The 16,021-nt window shown below is 61.4% G+C and carries 17 protein-coding genes and 1 tRNA gene; 12 read left to right on the top strand and 6 right to left on the bottom strand.

The features are described 5' to 3' along the window. The first annotated feature begins 25 nt into the window (after positions 1–25). The 3 genes from NKH70_RS16955 to ggt (NKH70_RS16965) all read left to right on the top strand — a co-directional run bounded on the left by NKH70_RS16955 (position 26) and on the right by ggt (NKH70_RS16965) (position 5,561). A complete protein-coding gene (locus NKH70_RS16955; RefSeq protein ID WP_353025690.1) occupies positions 26–2,128 on the top strand; it encodes a bifunctional rhamnulose-1-phosphate aldolase/short-chain dehydrogenase in 2,103 nt (700 codons plus the stop codon). Between the two features lie 121 nt (positions 2,129–2,249). Beyond that, on the top strand, positions 2,250–3,542 hold the full coding sequence (gene rhaI / locus NKH70_RS16960; RefSeq protein WP_353025692.1) for an L-rhamnose catabolism isomerase: 1,293 nt from the start codon (positions 2,250–2,252) through the stop codon (positions 3,540–3,542). Positions 3,543–3,824: 282 nt separating this feature from the next. Further along, entirely contained in the window at positions 3,825–5,561 is a 1,737-nt protein-coding gene (gene ggt / locus NKH70_RS16965) for a gamma-glutamyltransferase (protein WP_353025694.1), read from the top strand. Positions 5,562–5,624: 63 nt separating this feature from the next. On the opposite strand, the gene NKH70_RS16970 is transcribed toward ggt (NKH70_RS16965), so the two are convergent. Then, positions 5,625–5,969 carry a hypothetical protein gene (locus NKH70_RS16970; RefSeq protein WP_254820014.1) on the bottom strand — a complete coding sequence of 115 codons (345 nt, stop codon included), beginning with the start codon at positions 5,967–5,969 and terminating at the stop codon, positions 5,625–5,627. A 61-nt stretch (positions 5,970–6,030) separates the two neighbouring features. On the opposite strand from NKH70_RS16970, the gene NKH70_RS16975 reads away from it, so the two are divergent. Next, positions 6,031–6,597: a hypothetical protein gene (locus NKH70_RS16975; RefSeq protein ID WP_353025696.1), complete on the top strand. Its 567-nt coding sequence runs from the start codon at positions 6,031–6,033 to the stop codon at positions 6,595–6,597. Between the two features lie 137 nt (positions 6,598–6,734). Here NKH70_RS16975 and NKH70_RS16980 read toward each other — a convergent pair whose 3' ends face one another. Further along, the gene (locus NKH70_RS16980) at positions 6,735–7,034 is read right to left on the bottom strand and encodes a DUF1236 domain-containing protein (RefSeq protein WP_352482452.1); all 300 of its coding nucleotides are present in this window, start codon (positions 7,032–7,034) and stop codon (positions 6,735–6,737) included. 425 nt (positions 7,035–7,459) lie between these two features. Here NKH70_RS16980 and NKH70_RS16985 point away from each other — a divergent pair, with 425 nt between their 5' ends. The 8 genes from NKH70_RS16985 (at position 7,460) to ggt (NKH70_RS17020) (ending at position 14,282) form a co-directional block, all read left to right on the top strand. Then, positions 7,460–7,651: a DUF3606 domain-containing protein gene (locus NKH70_RS16985; RefSeq protein WP_353025698.1), complete on the top strand. Its 192-nt coding sequence runs from the start codon at positions 7,460–7,462 to the stop codon at positions 7,649–7,651. Between the two features lie 102 nt (positions 7,652–7,753). Beyond that, positions 7,754–8,020 (top strand): DUF6894 family protein, encoded by a 267-nt coding sequence (locus tag NKH70_RS35815; RefSeq protein WP_502908367.1) that lies wholly within the window; start codon positions 7,754–7,756, stop codon positions 8,018–8,020. 580 nt (positions 8,021–8,600) lie between these two features. Beyond that, the gene (locus tag NKH70_RS16995; RefSeq protein ID WP_353025702.1) at positions 8,601–9,056 is read left to right on the top strand and encodes a VanZ family protein; all 456 of its coding nucleotides are present in this window, start codon (positions 8,601–8,603) and stop codon (positions 9,054–9,056) included. Positions 9,057–9,590: 534 nt separating this feature from the next. Beyond that, positions 9,591–10,238, top strand: coding sequence for a GntR family transcriptional regulator (locus NKH70_RS17000; protein WP_352715601.1), 648 nt, complete (start codon positions 9,591–9,593; stop codon positions 10,236–10,238). 85 nt (positions 10,239–10,323) lie between these two features. After that, the gene (locus tag NKH70_RS17005) at positions 10,324–11,169 is read left to right on the top strand and encodes a transporter substrate-binding domain-containing protein (RefSeq protein ID WP_353025704.1); all 846 of its coding nucleotides are present in this window, start codon (positions 10,324–10,326) and stop codon (positions 11,167–11,169) included. Between the two features lie 69 nt (positions 11,170–11,238). Then, complete coding sequence (locus tag NKH70_RS17010; protein ID WP_353025706.1) at positions 11,239–11,952, top strand: ABC transporter permease; 714 nt, start codon at positions 11,239–11,241, stop codon at positions 11,950–11,952. Beyond that, positions 11,949–12,668 (top strand): ABC transporter permease, encoded by a 720-nt coding sequence (locus tag NKH70_RS17015; protein WP_353025738.1) that lies wholly within the window; start codon positions 11,949–11,951, stop codon positions 12,666–12,668. The genes NKH70_RS17010 and NKH70_RS17015 overlap by 4 nt, the downstream gene beginning before the upstream one ends. 21 nt (positions 12,669–12,689) lie before the next feature. Next, positions 12,690–14,282 carry a gamma-glutamyltransferase gene (gene ggt / locus NKH70_RS17020; RefSeq protein ID WP_353025708.1) on the top strand — a complete coding sequence of 531 codons (1,593 nt, stop codon included), beginning with the start codon at positions 12,690–12,692 and terminating at the stop codon, positions 14,280–14,282. 179 nt (positions 14,283–14,461) lie between these two features. On the opposite strand, the gene NKH70_RS17025 is transcribed toward ggt (NKH70_RS17020), so the two are convergent. From NKH70_RS17025 to infA, 4 genes are all read right to left on the bottom strand, one after another. After that, positions 14,462–14,537, bottom strand: a tRNA-Phe gene (locus NKH70_RS17025). Between the two features lie 373 nt (positions 14,538–14,910). Then, positions 14,911–15,099 (bottom strand): DNA gyrase inhibitor YacG, encoded by a 189-nt coding sequence (yacG, locus tag NKH70_RS17030; protein WP_352715589.1) that lies wholly within the window; start codon positions 15,097–15,099, stop codon positions 14,911–14,913. Then, positions 15,096–15,725: a Maf-like protein gene (locus NKH70_RS17035; protein WP_353025711.1), complete on the bottom strand. Its 630-nt coding sequence runs from the start codon at positions 15,723–15,725 to the stop codon at positions 15,096–15,098. The genes yacG and NKH70_RS17035 overlap by 4 nt, the downstream gene beginning before the upstream one ends. 25 nt (positions 15,726–15,750) lie before the next feature. Beyond that, positions 15,751–15,969 carry a translation initiation factor IF-1 gene (gene infA / locus NKH70_RS17040; protein ID WP_006200926.1) on the bottom strand — a complete coding sequence of 73 codons (219 nt, stop codon included), beginning with the start codon at positions 15,967–15,969 and terminating at the stop codon, positions 15,751–15,753. Between the last annotated feature and the right edge of the window lie 52 nt (positions 15,970–16,021).

The raw sequence follows: 16,021 nt of genomic DNA on the forward strand, positions 1-16,021 counted from the left end.
TGCGTGTCCCAAAGGGAGGATATCTATGCTCGACAAGCGCTCCGGCACGCGCCTCGCCAATCTTTGGGATGACGCAAAAGCGCAAGCAATGAGCGAGCCCGAACGTCTGGTCTATCGCTCGAACGTCCTTGGCTCCGACAAGCGCGTCACCAATTATGGCGGCGGCAACACCTCCTCCAAGATCTGGCAAAAGGATCCGCTCACCGGCGAGAGCGTGGAAGTGCTGTGGGTCAAGGGCTCGGGCGGCGACAGCGCCTCGATCAAGCTCGACGGCTTCGCCACGCTCTACATGGACAAATTGCGCGCGCTGAAAGGTCTCTATCGCGGCCTCGAACATGAGGACGAGATGGTCGGCTATCTGCCCCATTGCACCTTCAACCTCAACCCGCGCGCGGCTTCCATCGACACGCCGCTGCATGCCTTCGTGCCGAAGCCTTATGTCGATCATATGCACCCCGATGCCATCATCGCCATTGCCGCCGCCAAGGATTCGCAGGCGCTGACCAAGGAGATCTTCGGCGACACGATCGGCTGGCTGCCATGGAAACGGCCAGGCTTCGAGCTAGGCCTGTGGCTGGAGAAATTCTGCCTCGAGAACCCCGAGGCCAAGGGTGTCGTGCTGGCCAGCCATGGCCTGTTCAGCTGGGGCGACACGCCGAAGGAATGCTACGAGACGACGATCTCGGTGATCAACCAGGCGATCGACTGGTTCGAGCGCAAGAGCCAGGGCAAGCCGATCTTCGGCGGCGAAGTCGTCAAATCGCTCGATGCGCCGGCGCGTCGCGCCGTGGCCGCAAGACTGATGCCGAGGATCCGCGGCTTGATCTCGGAGAAAAGCCACAAGCTCGGTCATTTCGATGATTCTCCTGCGGTGCTCGAATTCGTCAATTCCAGGGATTTGCGGCCGCTGGCGGCACTCGGCACATCCTGCCCGGACCACTTCCTGCGCACCAAGATCCGGCCGCTGGTCATCGAGTTCGATCCCAACAATCCGGACGTCGATGCCGTCATTGCCCGTCTTGCCGACGATGTGGCGGAGTATCGCGTCGGCTATCAGGCTTATTATGACCGCTGCAAGCACGCGGATTCGCCGCCGGTGCGCGATCCCAACGCCGTCGTCTATCTGATGCCCGGCGTCGGCATGTTCACCTTCGCCGGCGACAAGGCGACGGCGCGCATTTCGGGCGAATTCTACGTCAATGCCATCAACGTCATGCGCGGTGCCTCGACGGTCTCGACCTATGTCGGCCTGCCCGACCAGGAAGCCTTCGACATCGAATACTGGCTGCTCGAAGAGGCAAAGCTGCAGCGCCTACCCAAACCAAAGGCCCTTGCCGGCCAGATCGCGCTGGTCACTGGCGGCGCCGGCGGCATCGGCCGGGCGACCGCCAACCGGCTGTTGCGCGAGGGCGCCTGCGTCGTGCTGGCCGATATCGACGAAGCAGCCCTCGCCAGCGCCAATGACGAACTGGCGAAAGCCTACGGCAAGGATTTCGTGCGGCCCGTCGTCATCAACGTCACGTCCGAGGATCAGGTGATCTCCGGTTTTGCCGAAACGGCGGTCGAATTCGGCGGCATCGATATCCTCGTGTCGAATGCCGGTCTGGCAACGTCGGCGCCGATCGAGGACACCACGCTGGCGCTGTGGAACAAGAACATGGACATCCTGTCGACCGGCTATTTCCTGGTTTCGCGGGAGGCGTTCCGGCTGTTTCGGGCGCAGAAGATCGGCGGCAACGTCGTCTTCGTCGCCTCCAAGAACGGGCTTGCCGCATCGCCAAACGCCGCCGCCTATTGCACGGCCAAGGCAGCCGAAATCCATCTGGCACGCTGCCTGGCGCTGGAAGGCGCGGAAGCGCAGATCAGGGTCAATGTCGTCAATCCCGACGCCGTGCTGCGCGGCTCGAAGATCTGGACCGGCGAGTGGAAGGAACAGCGCGCCGCCGCCTACAAGATGTCGACCGATGATCTCGAAGAGCACTACCGCTCGCGTTCGATGCTGAAGCGCTCGGTGTTCCCCGAAGACATCGCCGAGGCGATCTATTTCTTCGCCTCCGACATGTCGGCAAAATCGACCGGCAACATCATCAACGTCGACGCCGGCAACGCGCAGAGTCTTACGCGATAAGCAGTCATTTGAGGGTTGGCGCCGACGCCGGACCTTTACCCTTCTCCCCGTCACTATACGGGGAGAAGGCGCCGGCAGGCGGATGAGGGGCAGCGCCAACCGAACGCATTTGGGAGGAACCATGTCCGAAACCATCATCTCCGCCGACCTCGTGGACAGGCACAATGCCGCGCGCGATGCCGACCTCAAACGCGACTACGAGTCTCTCGGCGAGCGCCTCGACCGCCGCGGCATCGCCATCGATGCAATCCGCGACAAGGTCGAGAAATTCGCCGTCGCCATCCCGTCCTGGGGCGTCGGCACCGGCGGCACCCGCTTTGCCCGCTTTCCCGGCGCCGGCGAGCCGCGCGACATTTTCGACAAGATCGAGGACTGCGCCGTCATCCGGCAATTGACGCAGGCGACGCCGAGCGTCTCGCTGCACATTCCCTGGGACAAGGCCGATCCGAACCGGCTGAAGCAGGCGGCCTCCCGCTTCGGCCTTGGCTTCGACGCCATCAACTCCAACACCTTCTCCGACGCCAGGGACCAAAGACTTTCCTATAAGTTCGGCTCGCTGTCGCATGCCGATGCAGCAACACGCCGGCAGGCGGTCGAGCACAATCTCGAATGCATCGAGATCGGCAGGACGCTGGGCTCGAAAGCGCTGACGGTGTGGATCGGCGACGGCTCGAATTTTCCCGGCCAGGTCAATTTCGCCAAGTCGTTCGAGCGCTATCTCGACGCGATGAAGGAGATCTATGCCGGGCTGCCGGACGACTGGAATCTGTTCACCGAGCACAAGATGTACGAGCCGGCCTTCTATTCGACCGTCGTGCAGGATTGGGGCACCAACTACATCATCGCCAAAGAGCTTGGCGACAAGGCGTTCTGCCTGGTCGACCTCGGCCATCACGCCCCCAACGTCAATATCGAGATGATCGTGTCGCGGCTGATCCAGTTCAAGAAGCTCGGCGGCTTCCATTTCAACGATTCGAAATATGGCGACGACGACCTCGACGCGGGCTCGATCGATCCATACCGGCTGTTCCTGGTCTTCAATGAGCTGGTCGATGCCGAGCTTGCCGGTGCCGAGGGGTTCGATCCGGCCCACATGCTCGACCAGAGCCACAACGTAACCGATCCGATCGAAAGCCTGATGCTGTCGGCGATAGAGGTGCAGCGCGCCTATGCCCAGGCGCTGCTGGTCGACCGCAAGGCGCTCGAGGGCTTCCAGGACGCCAATGACGCGCTGATGGCGACGCAGACGCTGAAGACAGCCTATCGTACCGACGTCGAGCCGATCCTCGCCATGGCACGGCTCAAGACCGGCGGCGCCATCGATCCGGTCGCCGCCTACCGCGCCGCCGGCTACCGGGCGAAGGTCGCAGCGGAACGGCCGGCGGTGGCAAGCGTCGGCGGCGGGATTGTTTGAAGCTGGGGTGAAAATTGAAAACCCGCCACGAAGGGCGGTCGTTGGAGCCAATTAGCACCACAGCCAGATTAGTAGCATAGCTGCCGGCACAAAGCAAGAACAAAATTGCCTGTCAGCGTTGAATGTTGGCGAAAACCAAAGCCGAAATCCGATCTCCCCGCAAGGCGGAGATCGGCAGCTTAGCCGGAGGCGCGAAGCCTCGCCGTATCTTCCCATTAATGTCAGTAGACTCAACCCCGCCAAGCGCGTTTCCTAGGCCTATCCCAAGCCCGGAGAACGGCCATGCACCACACCCGCCGAACCCTAATCGCTGTCAGCCTTTCCCTCACCCTGACCTTCGTCCCGTTCCTCGCCTTTGCCGCCTCGCCGCAGCCGGCGAGGGGCGAGCACGGCATGGTGGTGAGCGCCCAGCATCTGGCCTCGGAAGTCGGCGTCGAGGTGCTGAAGAAGGGCGGCAATGCCGTCGATGCCGCGGTCGCCGTCGGCTATGCGCTGGCCGTGGTCTATCCGACCGCCGGCAATATCGGCGGCGGCGGCTTCATGACCATCCGCTTCAAGGACGGCCGCTCGACCTTCCTCGATTTCCGCGAGCGCGCGCCGCTGGCCGCGACCAAAACCATGTATCTCGACAAGGACGGCAAGCCGGTGAAGGGCGCCAGCCTCGACGGCTATCTGGCGGTCGGCGTGCCGGGCTCGGTCGCTGGTTTCGAATTGGCGCGGGAGAAATACGGCACGCTGACGCGGCAGGATTTGCTGGCGCCGGCCATCCGCTTTGCCAAGGAAGGCTTCCTGCTGGAGCAGGGCGATGCGGCCTCGCTCCAGGGCGGCGCGGAGCGGTTGGCGAGGGACCAATCGGCGGCAGCCATTTTCCTCAAGCCGGACGGCAAGCCTTATGCCTTCGGCGAGCGCCTCGTTCAGCCCGATCTCGCGGCTTCGCTTGCCGCCATTTCCGAACGCGGGGCGGATGCCTTCTACAAAGGCGCGATCGCCGACGCCATCGTCAAGGCGAGCGGCGAGAAGGGCGGCATTCTGGCCAAGGCTGATTTCGAAAACTACGCGGTGCGCGAGCTCAAGCCGGCGACCTGCAATTATCGCGGCTACGAGATCATTTCCTCGCCGCCGCCGAGCTCCGGCGGCGTCATCATCTGCGAGATCCTCAACGTGCTTGAGTTCTATCCGCTGTCCTATCTCGGCGCGGGTTCGGCCGAGACGGTTCACGTCATGGTCGAGGCGATGCGCCACGCCTATGTCGACCGCAATTCGGCGCTCGGCGACCCCGGCTTCGTCGACAATCCGGTCGCAAAACTGCTCGACAAGAATTACGCTAGGGAAATCCGCGAAAAGATCGATCCGTTCCGGGCCGGCGTGTCGCAGGAACTGATGCCGAAGGGCTTTGGCGAGAGCAGCGAGACAACGCATTATTCGATCATCGACAATGATGGCAACGCCGTCGCGGTAACCTACACGCTGAACGGCTCTTTCGGCGCCGGCGTTGTCGCCGCCGGCACCGGCATCCTGCTCAACAACGAGATGGACGATTTCACCCAGAAACCCGGAGTGCCCAATCTCTATGGCCTGGTCCAGGGCGAGGCGAATGCGATTGCGCCGAAAAAGACGCCGCTGTCGTCGATGAGCCCGACCATCCTCGCCAAAGACGGCAAGCCGTTCATGGTCATCGGCAGCCCCGGCGGTTCACGCATCATCACCATTACGCTGGAGGCGATCGTCAACGTCGTCGACCACGGCATGAACATCCAGGAGGCGATCGACGCGCCGCGCATCCATCACCAATGGTTGCCCGACACGGTCTATATCGAACCGTTTGGCCTGTCGCCCGATACCGAAAAGCTGCTTACCGGCATGGGCTACCGCCTCGATCTTGCCGACACGACCTGGGGCCAGGCGGCCGGCATCCTGGTCGGCGGCAAGAGCCTGGCGGAAATCGAGAAGGGTGGCGGCGCCCGCTACAATGGCGCCATCGACAGCCGCGCCGCATCCGGCAAGGCTATCGGGTATTAGACCCCAAAAGTGGGAACCGGTTTTCGGATAAGATCATGGTCAACAAGAAGATTTCGCTCTGAATCAGGTGACCAGCGCGATCGTGGACGCTATCAGCATCAGCGCCGCGATGCCGACGAACAGGGCGTAGATGCGCGGCCGGTCCAGCAGAAGCGCATTGCCGGATATCCATGCCGCGGTGGCGCCGCCAAGCGCGAAAAAGAAGGTGCTGCGGCGCCCGAAGCTCAAGCCGGCAGCCATCAGGCCACCGATGATCAGGGCGCCGAACACGATGATCACGGCAACTGCGTATTTTTCGAAATCGTTGCTGCCGGCGCTCGGGCCGATCGCGTTCAACCTCGACAGATCGTCCGGATCGAACGGGCTGGTCGACCCATATTCGTCTTGACCGACAGGCTCATGCATCATTCGTTCTCCGCAAACCAACAGCAAATCATCAAGCCTCGCCGAGCGCAACCGCTCGCCGAATGTGATCGGCACGGTGTTCAACACTTTCTGGCGGCGGCTTGCCAGAGATTTTTGGATTTGCGCTTTGATCGCCCCGCTGCGCGGCCTGCTCAAGCGCTTTGCCCGAGCTGAATCTTCAAGCCGCCCTGGCCAAAGACTGCGTCGCCTGAACGGAAGCCCCAAGCACCGCCTGTGCGGTGTCGGCCTGCCTTTCATCGACATGCGCCAGCACCAGGATCACACCTTGTGCGGCATCCGGCTTGCCTGGCTGCTTGCCGATATCGGACAATGTGCCGAAAAGTCTGCCGGCAACGCAGCCCAAGGCTGCACCGACGAGGGCCGATGCCAGCCATCCCGCGCCGAGGGGATCGATACCTGGGATATCAAAGGCGCCGAGGCCGGCCAACAAACCCGCCGCCGCCCCAAGGGCGGCACCGCTGCCTGGACCGCGCAAGACGGTGCCGAGTTCGTCATCGTAGGGTCCGATGACACTGATCTGGTGGCGCGCAATTCCTGCCGCCTGAAGTGTTTCGACGGCTCGCGCCGCCTGGTCAAGGGAATCGAAAAGTCTGCTGATTGTTCGCATTGAAACTGCCTGTGAGGCCCCCCGGCCCTCCACCGTACGGCGGGGTTCCTGCCGAGCGAAGACGCCGGGGAACCGCCTAACGCAAACGTCACCCGCCGCTCATTTCTGAGCGGCGGGCGATGGCTGCCCGAGCTTTCACGTCACTCGATGACCTTGACGATCTTGCGCGTGCCTGGGTCGACGACAACGGTGCGGTTGTCAATCACGACATAACGATATTTGACGCTCGGGACCTCATGAAGCTCGACGGTGTCAGGGAGCGTCGAGCCGATATTGAGCTCCACCCCAGGGATTTTCACCGAGGCCAGCGGCTGCTTCTTCACATACTCCTTAATGACCGTTTCCTGCTCCGGCTCGATGACAACGTCTTGCGCCGCAGCGGCGCCGACGCCTGCCAGCAGCAACAGTCCCGCCACCGCGGTGGAAAAATGCATTCTCATAGTCGTCTCCTTTGCGAACTCGGTCCGCTCGTCGCGCCAAGGCTCACTCGAACGGAAGGCAGCTGAAAACGTTCCGTCGACGGGGCTTCGGTCCCGCCCGGCAGGGACCAACCGACGTGTTGCCGCAGGACCTAAGTCTGATCCTTGCGCGCAAAGGGTGGGTTTGTCGCGCATCCCGGAACCGCCGCGGCGCGTGGCCGTTGCTGGCTGCACGTTCCGGGAGGATTCCATGGAAAAAGTCGACGGTTGCTCGCACCGATCTTGGCTGTTCCATTCCGATCGAAACCGGCATCTGCGCAGCCCTGTCCCTTCCTGCGCCGATAGGTTTCGCGCGTCACTTTGTGGCGGGCGAACCCTCAAATTGCTGCGTGCTTCTGACCAAAGTTGACCCCCTGAAGCGAAGAGAAGGGGCGAGGAGAAGTGAAATGGCCGACGACAAGAGCAAGCGAGACTTCAGCGACCGCAATCGCGTTTCGGCGGATGAGTATTATGAGGTCGAATATTTCGCGCGCGAAAATGGTGTTTCGCCCAGCCAGGTGAGCAAGCTGATCAAGAGGACCGGTGGCGACCGGATGATCCTCTCGCAGGCGGTGAAGGTATTGCGCGAGCGCAAGTGAGATGCCGGCGAAGCCAACGGTGGAAAGGCACTGATCACGATCGGCCGAGATCCGGCCAGCTATCGACAACGTGCCCGGATGCCGCCGCTTCGGCCAAGCGCAATGCCCCGTTACTTCTTCGATTCCGATGAAGACGGAATCGTCTATTCCGACGATCAGGGAACGCTATATGTCGATTTCCCGCTGGTCAGGAAAGAAGCTCTTCGCACATTGGCCGAGATGGCCAGGGATGGCCTTCCTCACCGCAGAATTGCAGTCAAAGTCCGGGACGACCGTGGCGGTCTGGTCCTTGAAGTGGCTTTGACCTTTGCCGTCGAAACGCGGCACCTCGACGAGCGGATTTTCCAGATCGACTTGCGCACGAACTGACGCCTCGATCGTCATCGCGCCGACCATGAGATTCTGGTGCAGCCGGCATCTTTCCTAGAGTGGAACATTAGAAGTTTCTAATTGTTATCTTAAGCAGCGGGAACCTCCCGGGTTTCTGCTGCAGATCGGGGTGCAACCCGGTCGGCCCGCGCCCTCCGCCAGAGGCGCGGGCTTCGTTTGTTTAGCTGATGCGCAACGCCGTCCGGCAGCAGCATATTGGAAACCTGCGGGAGCATTAGTAGCATCAGTCGCTACCGTGGCGCCCTGGCGCCCAGGCAACGGAGCCCGTCGTCCGACAGGCCGGCGGGCTTTTTTGACGCGGGTCGCTCCTTGCGCAATCGGTGGAATTCTGGCCGGCGCCGCTTCGTGTGGCATGGGGTAAGGTGCCCTGACGCAACGCCGGCCAAGCGGAAATCAGGTCCGCCGCAGCCAGATAGTAGCCGCGCTGGCGCAGCAGGTAATTGCGTGATCGCGGAAGCTACACCATTGCAGACCACTCGCCACGAGCCCGGCCCGTGCAGCGGCTGACTCAAGGCATTCATTCATTCTGACGATGCACCGGACGCCCGGACGGCGGAAATTGGACGGCGCGCTCGCTCTCGATTCGCCGGCCGGTGGTGTTCCCCTGCAGATTTTCGGACGAAAGGCCATTCTATCCTTGTTGCGCCTGGATTCTTATCAGATCGTGGCAAGGATTGCCTTTCCCGCCGCGTTTGCCGGCGTTCTGCTATTCGCCCTTTTGCCGGAGCAGCTCCTGCAGGGTCTTGGCCTGGCTTTCACGTTTGATCACGACAAGCTCAATCACGCCGCCGCCTTCGTCGTCCTGGCGGCTCTCGGAAGTCTCGGCTGGCCGGAACACAAGGCGAAGCTGATCCTACTCCTCGTTCTCACGGGCGCAGCGATCGAGGGTATTCAGGCCTTGCAACTGATAGGGCGCGACCCGGATCTATTCGACTGGGTGGCCGACTGCGCGGGAATCGCGTGCGGACTGATGGTTGCAGGCTGGACAAAGCGGCTCGCCGGCGGATTGCCATAGGTGCCGAGAGCCTAACAGCGCCGGCGCACCCGCGCTCCAATGTTGTGAAAATGGCCGGCGCCACTGGGGGGCGCGTTGGGGTAAGTTGCCTGATGGGGCGCCGGCCAGGCGGAAAAATCAGGTCCGCCGCAAAATAACATAGCAGGAATGGCAATGCGCGGCAGTAGCGTGATCGCGGAAGGTCCGCGCTCGCGCCTCCGGTGCGGTGACCCGTTTTGGGTCAACAATTCTGGCACCTGAATTGCATTGTAAGCAATGCCGGGGAATCCCGGCAATGTCCCCGAATATGGGGCCTCGCCGCTTCGCAAATGGAGCGGCGGGCCTTTTTGCCGGACGCCGCCAAATAGGCCGATCAGCGGCTTAGCTGATCACGGTGTGCTTGCCCCATTTTCCCTTCCAAGTGGTTATTCTCACAACAGAAATTCTAAAGCGCCCAAGCTTCGGTGCTTGACACAGGTCGCGACAACTGGATAAGTGGATACACGGATACGCTCTGATCGGACCCAGGACATGGCAGCAGACGCAATCGAGCCGTTGGGCATCACGACCGCCGAGGAGGAGGCTTATCGCCACATTCAGCGGGCCCTGAGGATGGGGCGTTATCGGGCCGGGGACCGGCTGATCCCGGAAGAGATCGCGACGGAAATCGGCATGAGCCGCATGCCGGTTCGCGAAGCATTCCGCCAGCTGGCCGCGGAAGGTCTTGTGGTCATTCGCCCGAACCGTGGCTGCATCGTCGCCGGGCTTACCCTCGATGAGATCTACGAAACTTTTGAAATCCGCTCGGTGCTCGAAGGGTTGGCGGTAAGGCTTGCCATGCCGCATATCGATTTCGAAGTGCTTGAAGAACTGGAACGCCAGCTCGACCGGATGGAGCGCGCCAGCCAAACCGGCAGCAGCGACTGGGTCGTGCGCCATCAGGCCTTCCATCTGCAGATTTGCCAATTGAGCAACAGACCCAAGCTGGTCCGGCAGATTGCCAGCCTGCACGTCGTGATCGAGCCCTACCTGCGCATCTGGTTCGACTATGTCGACAAGCCCGCCAGCGCGCGCGCCGAGCACGAGATCCTGATTGAGGTGTTGCGGTCAGGTGATGCCGGCAAGGCAGAGATCGTCATGCGGGATCATATCGTCGAGACGGCGCCCCTTCTGGCCAACTTCGCAAGTCCCGGCCGCCGCTAGAGAATACCATCTAACTCGTTGAAGCCGGAAGATAATCCGGCACGACGAAAGGGAACTGCCATACCGGCAAAAAGAGGAGAATGACATGAAAATTAGCCGCATCGCAGCCATTGCGTCGGTCCTGTTCGGCCTGGTCCAGGCCGCCGTCGCACAAGAAACGCCGAAGGCAATTACCATTGCCACCGAAGGAGCCTATGCGCCCTGGAATTTCACAACGGCCGACGGCAAACTGGACGGCTTCGAAGTCGATCTCGCCAATGATCTGTGCGGGCGAATGAAGATCGAGTGCAAGATCGTCGCACAGGACTGGGACGGCATGATCCCCGCGCTGACGGTCGGCAAGTTCGACGTGATCATGGCGAGCATGTTCATCACTGAAAAACGTCTGAAGATCATTGACTTTACCCAGCCATATGCGGTGGATCCCTCAGGTTTCGCGGTCGCAAAGGATAGCGAACTGGGCAAGCTCGGCATTTCCAACGAGCGGTTCAAGCTGGAGAATGAAGCCTCTGCGCAGGCGGCAATCGACAAGCTCAAGCCATTGCTGAAGGGAAAGATCATTGGAGTTCAGGCCGCAACGGCGAACCTGGAATTTGTGAAAAAATACTTCTCGGACGTCGCCGAGATTCGCGAATACAAGACCACCGAGCAACACGATCTCGATCTTGCCGCGGGTCGCATCGACGCGCTCTTCGCACAGCAGACAGCGCTGGCCGCCACGCTGAGCAAACCGGAGTTCAGCGACTACACGCTTGCAGGACCAGGATTTGTCGGGGGGCTCTTCGGTCTTGGCTCCGGCGCCGGTATGCGCAAAGAAGACACCAAGCTGAAAGACATGCTCAACGGGGCCATCGACGGCGCGATCGCCGATGGCACGATCAAAACCCTGTCGCTTAAATGGCTCAAGAGCGACGTCACTCCAGTCAAGTAGGCGCTTGTCGGCGAACGGCCATTCCTGACCCGTTCCGGAGCTGAGCCGTTCGCCCTGCCGGGGGTATCAATGGTTGACGCATTCCGGCTGCTTGGTTTCCAGCACGGAGGTTGGGGGGCAGCTCTTCTCATGGCGGCCTCGGTTACAGTGCTTCTGTCTGTGCTGGGCTTTGCGCTTGGTGCTGTATTTGGCGGGCTGGCAGCGGCCGGGCGTCTCCACAACTCCCAAATATTGAGGTTCTTGGCCCTTGGCTATTGCACGGTTTTCAGAGGCGTGCCCGACCTTCTGACCATTTATCTGCTTTACTATGGAGGAAGCGTCGCCCTGACCTCGCTTGGTCATAGCCTGGGCGGGTCCGGATTCGTCGGCGTTCCGGCCTTTGCCACCGGAACCTTGGCTATCGCAATCATCTCGGGCGCCTATCAAGCCGAGGTCTATCGAGGGGCTTACCTCGCCATCGACCAGGGACAACACGATGCCGCTTGCGCGCTTGGTCTCAACCGGCTGCAGCGGCTGCGACAGGTTATTTTTCCCCAGCTCCTGAGATACGCGCTGCCAGGTCTCGGCAATGTGTGGCAGTTGGTTCTGAAGGACTCCTCGCTGATATCGGTAATCGGCCTCGTTGAACTGATGCGCCAGGCACAGATCGCTGCAGGTTCGACCCGTGAACCATTCATCTTCTACATTGCTGCAGCCTTGCTCTATCTGGCTATCGCTTCCGTCACCGGCCATGCCTTTTACCGTCTGGAACGAAAGGCGCCGTGGCGCGTCCGGTCGGCATGATAGATTTCGGTTTTTTCCTCGAAATCCTGCCGAAGCTCCTCGCCGGCCTGCCGCTCACGATGGAATTGGCCCTGACTTCCATCGTTGCCGGCTTCGTTTTTGCCGTCACATTGGCGCTTGCCCAGCAATCGGAATCGCCATTCGTCGTCTTGCCGATCCGTGGCTTCGTTGCCGTGTTCAGGGGCACGCCTCTGCTGGTGCAAATTTTTCTGACCTATTATGGCCTTGGTCAGTTTCGGCACCAACTGTCGGCAATTGGATTATGGGCCGTTTTCCGCGAACCCTACTGGTGCGCAATCATCGCGCTGACACTCAACACCACCGCCTATGGCAGCGAAATCGTCCGTGGCGCGATTCAATCGGTGCCACGCGGCATTGTCGAGGCGGCCCGGTCTGTCGGCCTGTCCACCTATTTGACCTATCGGCATGTTATCCTGCCGCTGGCCTTTCGCCAGGCTCTGCCGAGTTACGGCAATGAAATCATCCTGATGATCAAGGGCACGTCTCTGGCCTCCATCGTGACCTTGATGGAGGTGACTGGAATTGCCCAGGGATTGATCTCCCAGACCTACCGCGCCTTTGAAGTCTTCATCTGCGCGGGCGCCATTTATCTCACTTTGAACTTCGCGATCATCCGTGCCTTGGCGGCACTCGAATACTGGATGTCGCGGCATCTGCGGCATCGCCCCTCGACGATGAGCGACGCCGCCTCTTGAGCACGATCAGAAGGGCATAGCATGCGAAATTTTGAGAAACCAACGCGCTCGGTCGTCGTTTCACGCAAGGCCATGGCCGCCACCTCTCATGCGTCGGCGACCCTGACGGCGGTCGAAATCATGGCAGCAGGCGGCAACGCCATGGATGCCGCCATCGCAGCCTGCGCAGTGCAATGTGTCGTCGAACCAGCCTCGACCGGCATTGGAGGCGATTGCTTCGCTCTTCTGTCGCGAAACGGATCCGGCGAGGTCATCGCCTACAACGGATCGGGCAGGACACCCGCCGCTCTCACAATTGACTGGTTCCTCGAACGTGGCATGGCCGAGGTGGCCCGCAATTCTCCTGGCTCCGTCACCATCCCGGGAGCGATCGATGCCTGGACCAGATTGCACACTGATCATGGGCATATGCCCTTCGATCAAATCTTGGCCCCTGCTATACGTTTCGCCGAGGAAGGCTACGCCATTTCACCGCGGGTCCATCGTGACTGGGCGTTGGAGGAAGAACTTCTGGCCTCCGATGTTGCCGCGAAACGGATTTTCCTGCCAAACGGTCGCGCACCACGCGTTGGCGAAGTGCACCGCCAGCCTGAGTTGGCTGCAACGCTGCGGCTGATTGCCGAGAAGGGACGAGAGGCTTTCTACACTGGCCCTGTGGCCGAAGACATGGTCGCCTATCTTCGTGGGCTCGGCGGATTGCACACACTCGAAGATTTCGCCTCGGCAACAGGCGAGTACGTGACCCCGATCAGCACGGCGTTTCGAGGCTGCGATGTGTTCGAATGTCCGCCGAATGGCCAGGGTGTGATCGCCTTGCTGATTCTAAACATCCTCTCGCGCTTCGAAGCCCACGGCGACCCGCAATCCGCGGACCGGCTTCACCTGGAAATTGAAGCGACACGCCTCGCTTACGCCGCGCGTGACCTGCTCGTCGCCGATCCTGATACGTCCGAGGTCCCGGTGGCCGACATGTTATCGAATGCTTGGGCCGATCGTCTGGCCGGCATGATTGACCTAAAGCGTGCCCGCGCGGACCTGCCGGCGTTCGACATGCCGCTGCACAGCGACACGGTCTATATTTCCGTTGTCGACAAGGATCGCAATGCGGTCAGTTTCATCAACTCGGTCTTCGACAGCTTTGGCTCGGGCCTGGTCTCTCCGCGCTCCGGTGTCGTCTTGCACAATCGCGGGCAAAGCTTTTCGCTTGACCCCAGGCACCCTAATGCAGTGGCGCCGAACAAGCGACCTTTGCATACCATCATACCCGGAATGCTTGCGAGAGGCGGCCGGGCAGAAATGCCTTTCGGCGTTATGGGTGGCTACTACCAGGCAATGGGCCACGCGCACCTGCTGACGAAGGTGCTCGACTTCGGGATGGATCTGCAGGAGGCGATCGATCTGCCGCGGGTCGCCCCCGTCAGCGGCACGATGAACGTCCAGGCCGAACACGGGCTCGCTCGCGAAACCGCAGCTGAACTTAGCCGACGCGGTTTCGAGATCATTCCTGCCACGGACCCGATCGGCGGTGCGCAGGCTATCCGCATCGATTGGGCAAACGGGACGCTGCTGGGCGGTTCCGAGCCGCGCAAGGACGGCTGCGCCCTCGGTCTGTAGGGTGGCCAGAGCGGGATCCAAGATGCTGAAGAGTTCTTCATCGACATTTGGCCGGCGTCGCTGGCGCCATGGTCCAGACTAATTCTTGCACGCCGTCGACAATCCGCTCGGCGCGAGATCGTCACCCATGTCTCCAGTATAAACCGTGACCTATGTGTCCGGAATGGGCCGGGAAAAAATGGTGCCCAGAGGCGGATTCGAACCACCGACACGCGGATTTTCAGTCCGCTGCTCTACCAACTGAGCTATCTGGGCCTGCCCCGGCGGGCGGCAGTCTGCACACCGGGTTCATGAAAGCGCCGTCGGCACCCCTTGAAAGCGCGTGGGTTATAGCACGGGAATTCGGCCTGTCCAGCGCTTAGAGCATGATCCCGAAAAGTGGAATCCGCTTTTCGGAAAAGATCATGCTCAAACAAAAAGCATGATCCCGAAAAGTGGAATCCGGTTTTCGGAAAAGATCATGCTCAGAGAAAACGCCAGAACCTGTTCCATCCGATTCTATCCGGGTGGAACAGGCTGGACATTGATTTCAGGCAGAACCGATTGGCCCTCAATGCGGGCCAGTTCACCGGCGCGGTCAGGGCGGGCAAGCCGCCCCAAGCTTGTGGAAAACCGCAGGCGGACGGCTCTATTTCTGGTCGTCGCTGTCGTCCTCGTCGCGACCCGGGATGACGTAGACCCCTTTCAGCCAGCGGTTGAGGTCGATGTCCTTGCAGCGCTTCGAGCAGAACGGGTAGGTTTCGCGCGCCGATGGCTTGCCGCATTCGGGGCAGGGCCGCTTGGGCCGCAGCGGCGTGACCTTGTCGTCCGGGCTCATAGCCGCGTACCCGACAGCCAGTTGGCGTGCACCTTGAACCCTTCGCCGCTCAAAAGCGCCACCGTCTCGTAGAGCGGCAGGCCGACGACGTTGGTGTAGGAGCCGACAAGCTTGACGACGAAGGCGCCGGCAAGCCCCTGGACGCCATAGCCGCCGGCCTTGCCGCGCCATTCTCCCGACGCGATGTAGGCCTCGATCTCCTCGCGCGGCAGCCGCTTGAACCGCACTCTGGTCTCGACCAGCCGCAAGCGCTGCTTGCCGCCCGGCGTGATCAGGCAGATGCCCGAATAGACGCGGTGCGAACGGCCGGACAAAAGCCCCAGGCAGTTGGCGGCGTCGTCGAGCGTCTCGGCCTTGGGCAGGATGCGTCGCCCCACCGCAACTACCGTGTCGGCGGCCAGCACGAAGCTCGGCAGGTAGTCCGTCTCGGTTTTCAGCGACGCCAGCGCTTTCTCGGCCTTCTGCGTCGCCAGCCGCTTGGCCAACGAGCGCGGGTGTTCGGCGCGCAGCGGCGTCTCGTCGACATCGGCCGGCAGCACGCGGTCCGGCTCGATGCCGGCCTGCTGCAGCAGCTCGATCCGGCGCGGCGAACCCGAGGCAAGCACGAGCTTCTGCAAAATGCCCATCGCGATCCCGGCCGGGTCCTTGAACTTACTTGAAGCGGTAGGTGATGCGGCCCTTGGTCAGGTCGTAGGGCGTCATCTCGACCAGGACCTTGTCGCCGGTCAAAACGCGGATGCGGTTCTTGCGCATGCGGCCGGCCGTATGGGCGATGATTTCATGTTCGTTTTCGAGCTTGACCCTGAACATCGCGTTGGGCAGCAGTTCCGTCACGACACCCGGAAACTCGAGGACTTCTTCCTTCGGCATTCGATACCTTTGCTTGGATGGGTACTTCCAGCGCCCCGGCCGGAAAGTTGCG

It is taken from the genome of Mesorhizobium sp. M0991 (genome assembly GCF_040318915.1).
GTDB lineage: Bacteria > Pseudomonadota > Alphaproteobacteria > Rhizobiales > Rhizobiaceae > Mesorhizobium.

Bases quoted from the DNA above. Each gene is read 5' to 3' on its own strand.
- NKH70_RS16955 (WP_353025690.1), top strand. From the start codon at position 26: ATGCTCGACAAGCGCTCCGGCACGCGCCTCGCCAATCTTTGGGATGAC.
- rhaI (WP_353025692.1), top strand. From the start codon at position 2,250: ATGTCCGAAACCATCATCTCCGCCGACCTCGTGGACAGGCACAATGCC.
- ggt (WP_353025694.1), top strand. From the start codon at position 3,825: ATGCACCACACCCGCCGAACCCTAATCGCTGTCAGCCTTTCCCTCACC.
- NKH70_RS16970 (WP_254820014.1), bottom strand. From the start codon at position 5,969: ATGATGCATGAGCCTGTCGGTCAAGACGAATATGGGTCGACCAGCCCG.
- NKH70_RS16980 (WP_352482452.1), bottom strand. From the start codon at position 7,034: ATGAGAATGCATTTTTCCACCGCGGTGGCGGGACTGTTGCTGCTGGCA.
- NKH70_RS16985 (WP_353025698.1), top strand. From the start codon at position 7,460: ATGGCCGACGACAAGAGCAAGCGAGACTTCAGCGACCGCAATCGCGTT.
- NKH70_RS35815 (WP_502908367.1), top strand. From the start codon at position 7,754: ATGCCCCGTTACTTCTTCGATTCCGATGAAGACGGAATCGTCTATTCC.
- NKH70_RS17005 (WP_353025704.1), top strand. From the start codon at position 10,324: ATGAAAATTAGCCGCATCGCAGCCATTGCGTCGGTCCTGTTCGGCCTG.
- NKH70_RS17010 (WP_353025706.1), top strand. From the start codon at position 11,239: ATGGTTGACGCATTCCGGCTGCTTGGTTTCCAGCACGGAGGTTGGGGG.
- NKH70_RS17015 (WP_353025738.1), top strand. From the start codon at position 11,949: ATGATAGATTTCGGTTTTTTCCTCGAAATCCTGCCGAAGCTCCTCGCC.
- ggt (WP_353025708.1), top strand. From the start codon at position 12,690: ATGCGAAATTTTGAGAAACCAACGCGCTCGGTCGTCGTTTCACGCAAG.
- yacG (WP_352715589.1), bottom strand. From the start codon at position 15,099: ATGAGCCCGGACGACAAGGTCACGCCGCTGCGGCCCAAGCGGCCCTGC.
- NKH70_RS17035 (WP_353025711.1), bottom strand. From the start codon at position 15,725: ATGGGCATTTTGCAGAAGCTCGTGCTTGCCTCGGGTTCGCCGCGCCGG.
- infA (WP_006200926.1), bottom strand. From the start codon at position 15,969: ATGCCGAAGGAAGAAGTCCTCGAGTTTCCGGGTGTCGTGACGGAACTG.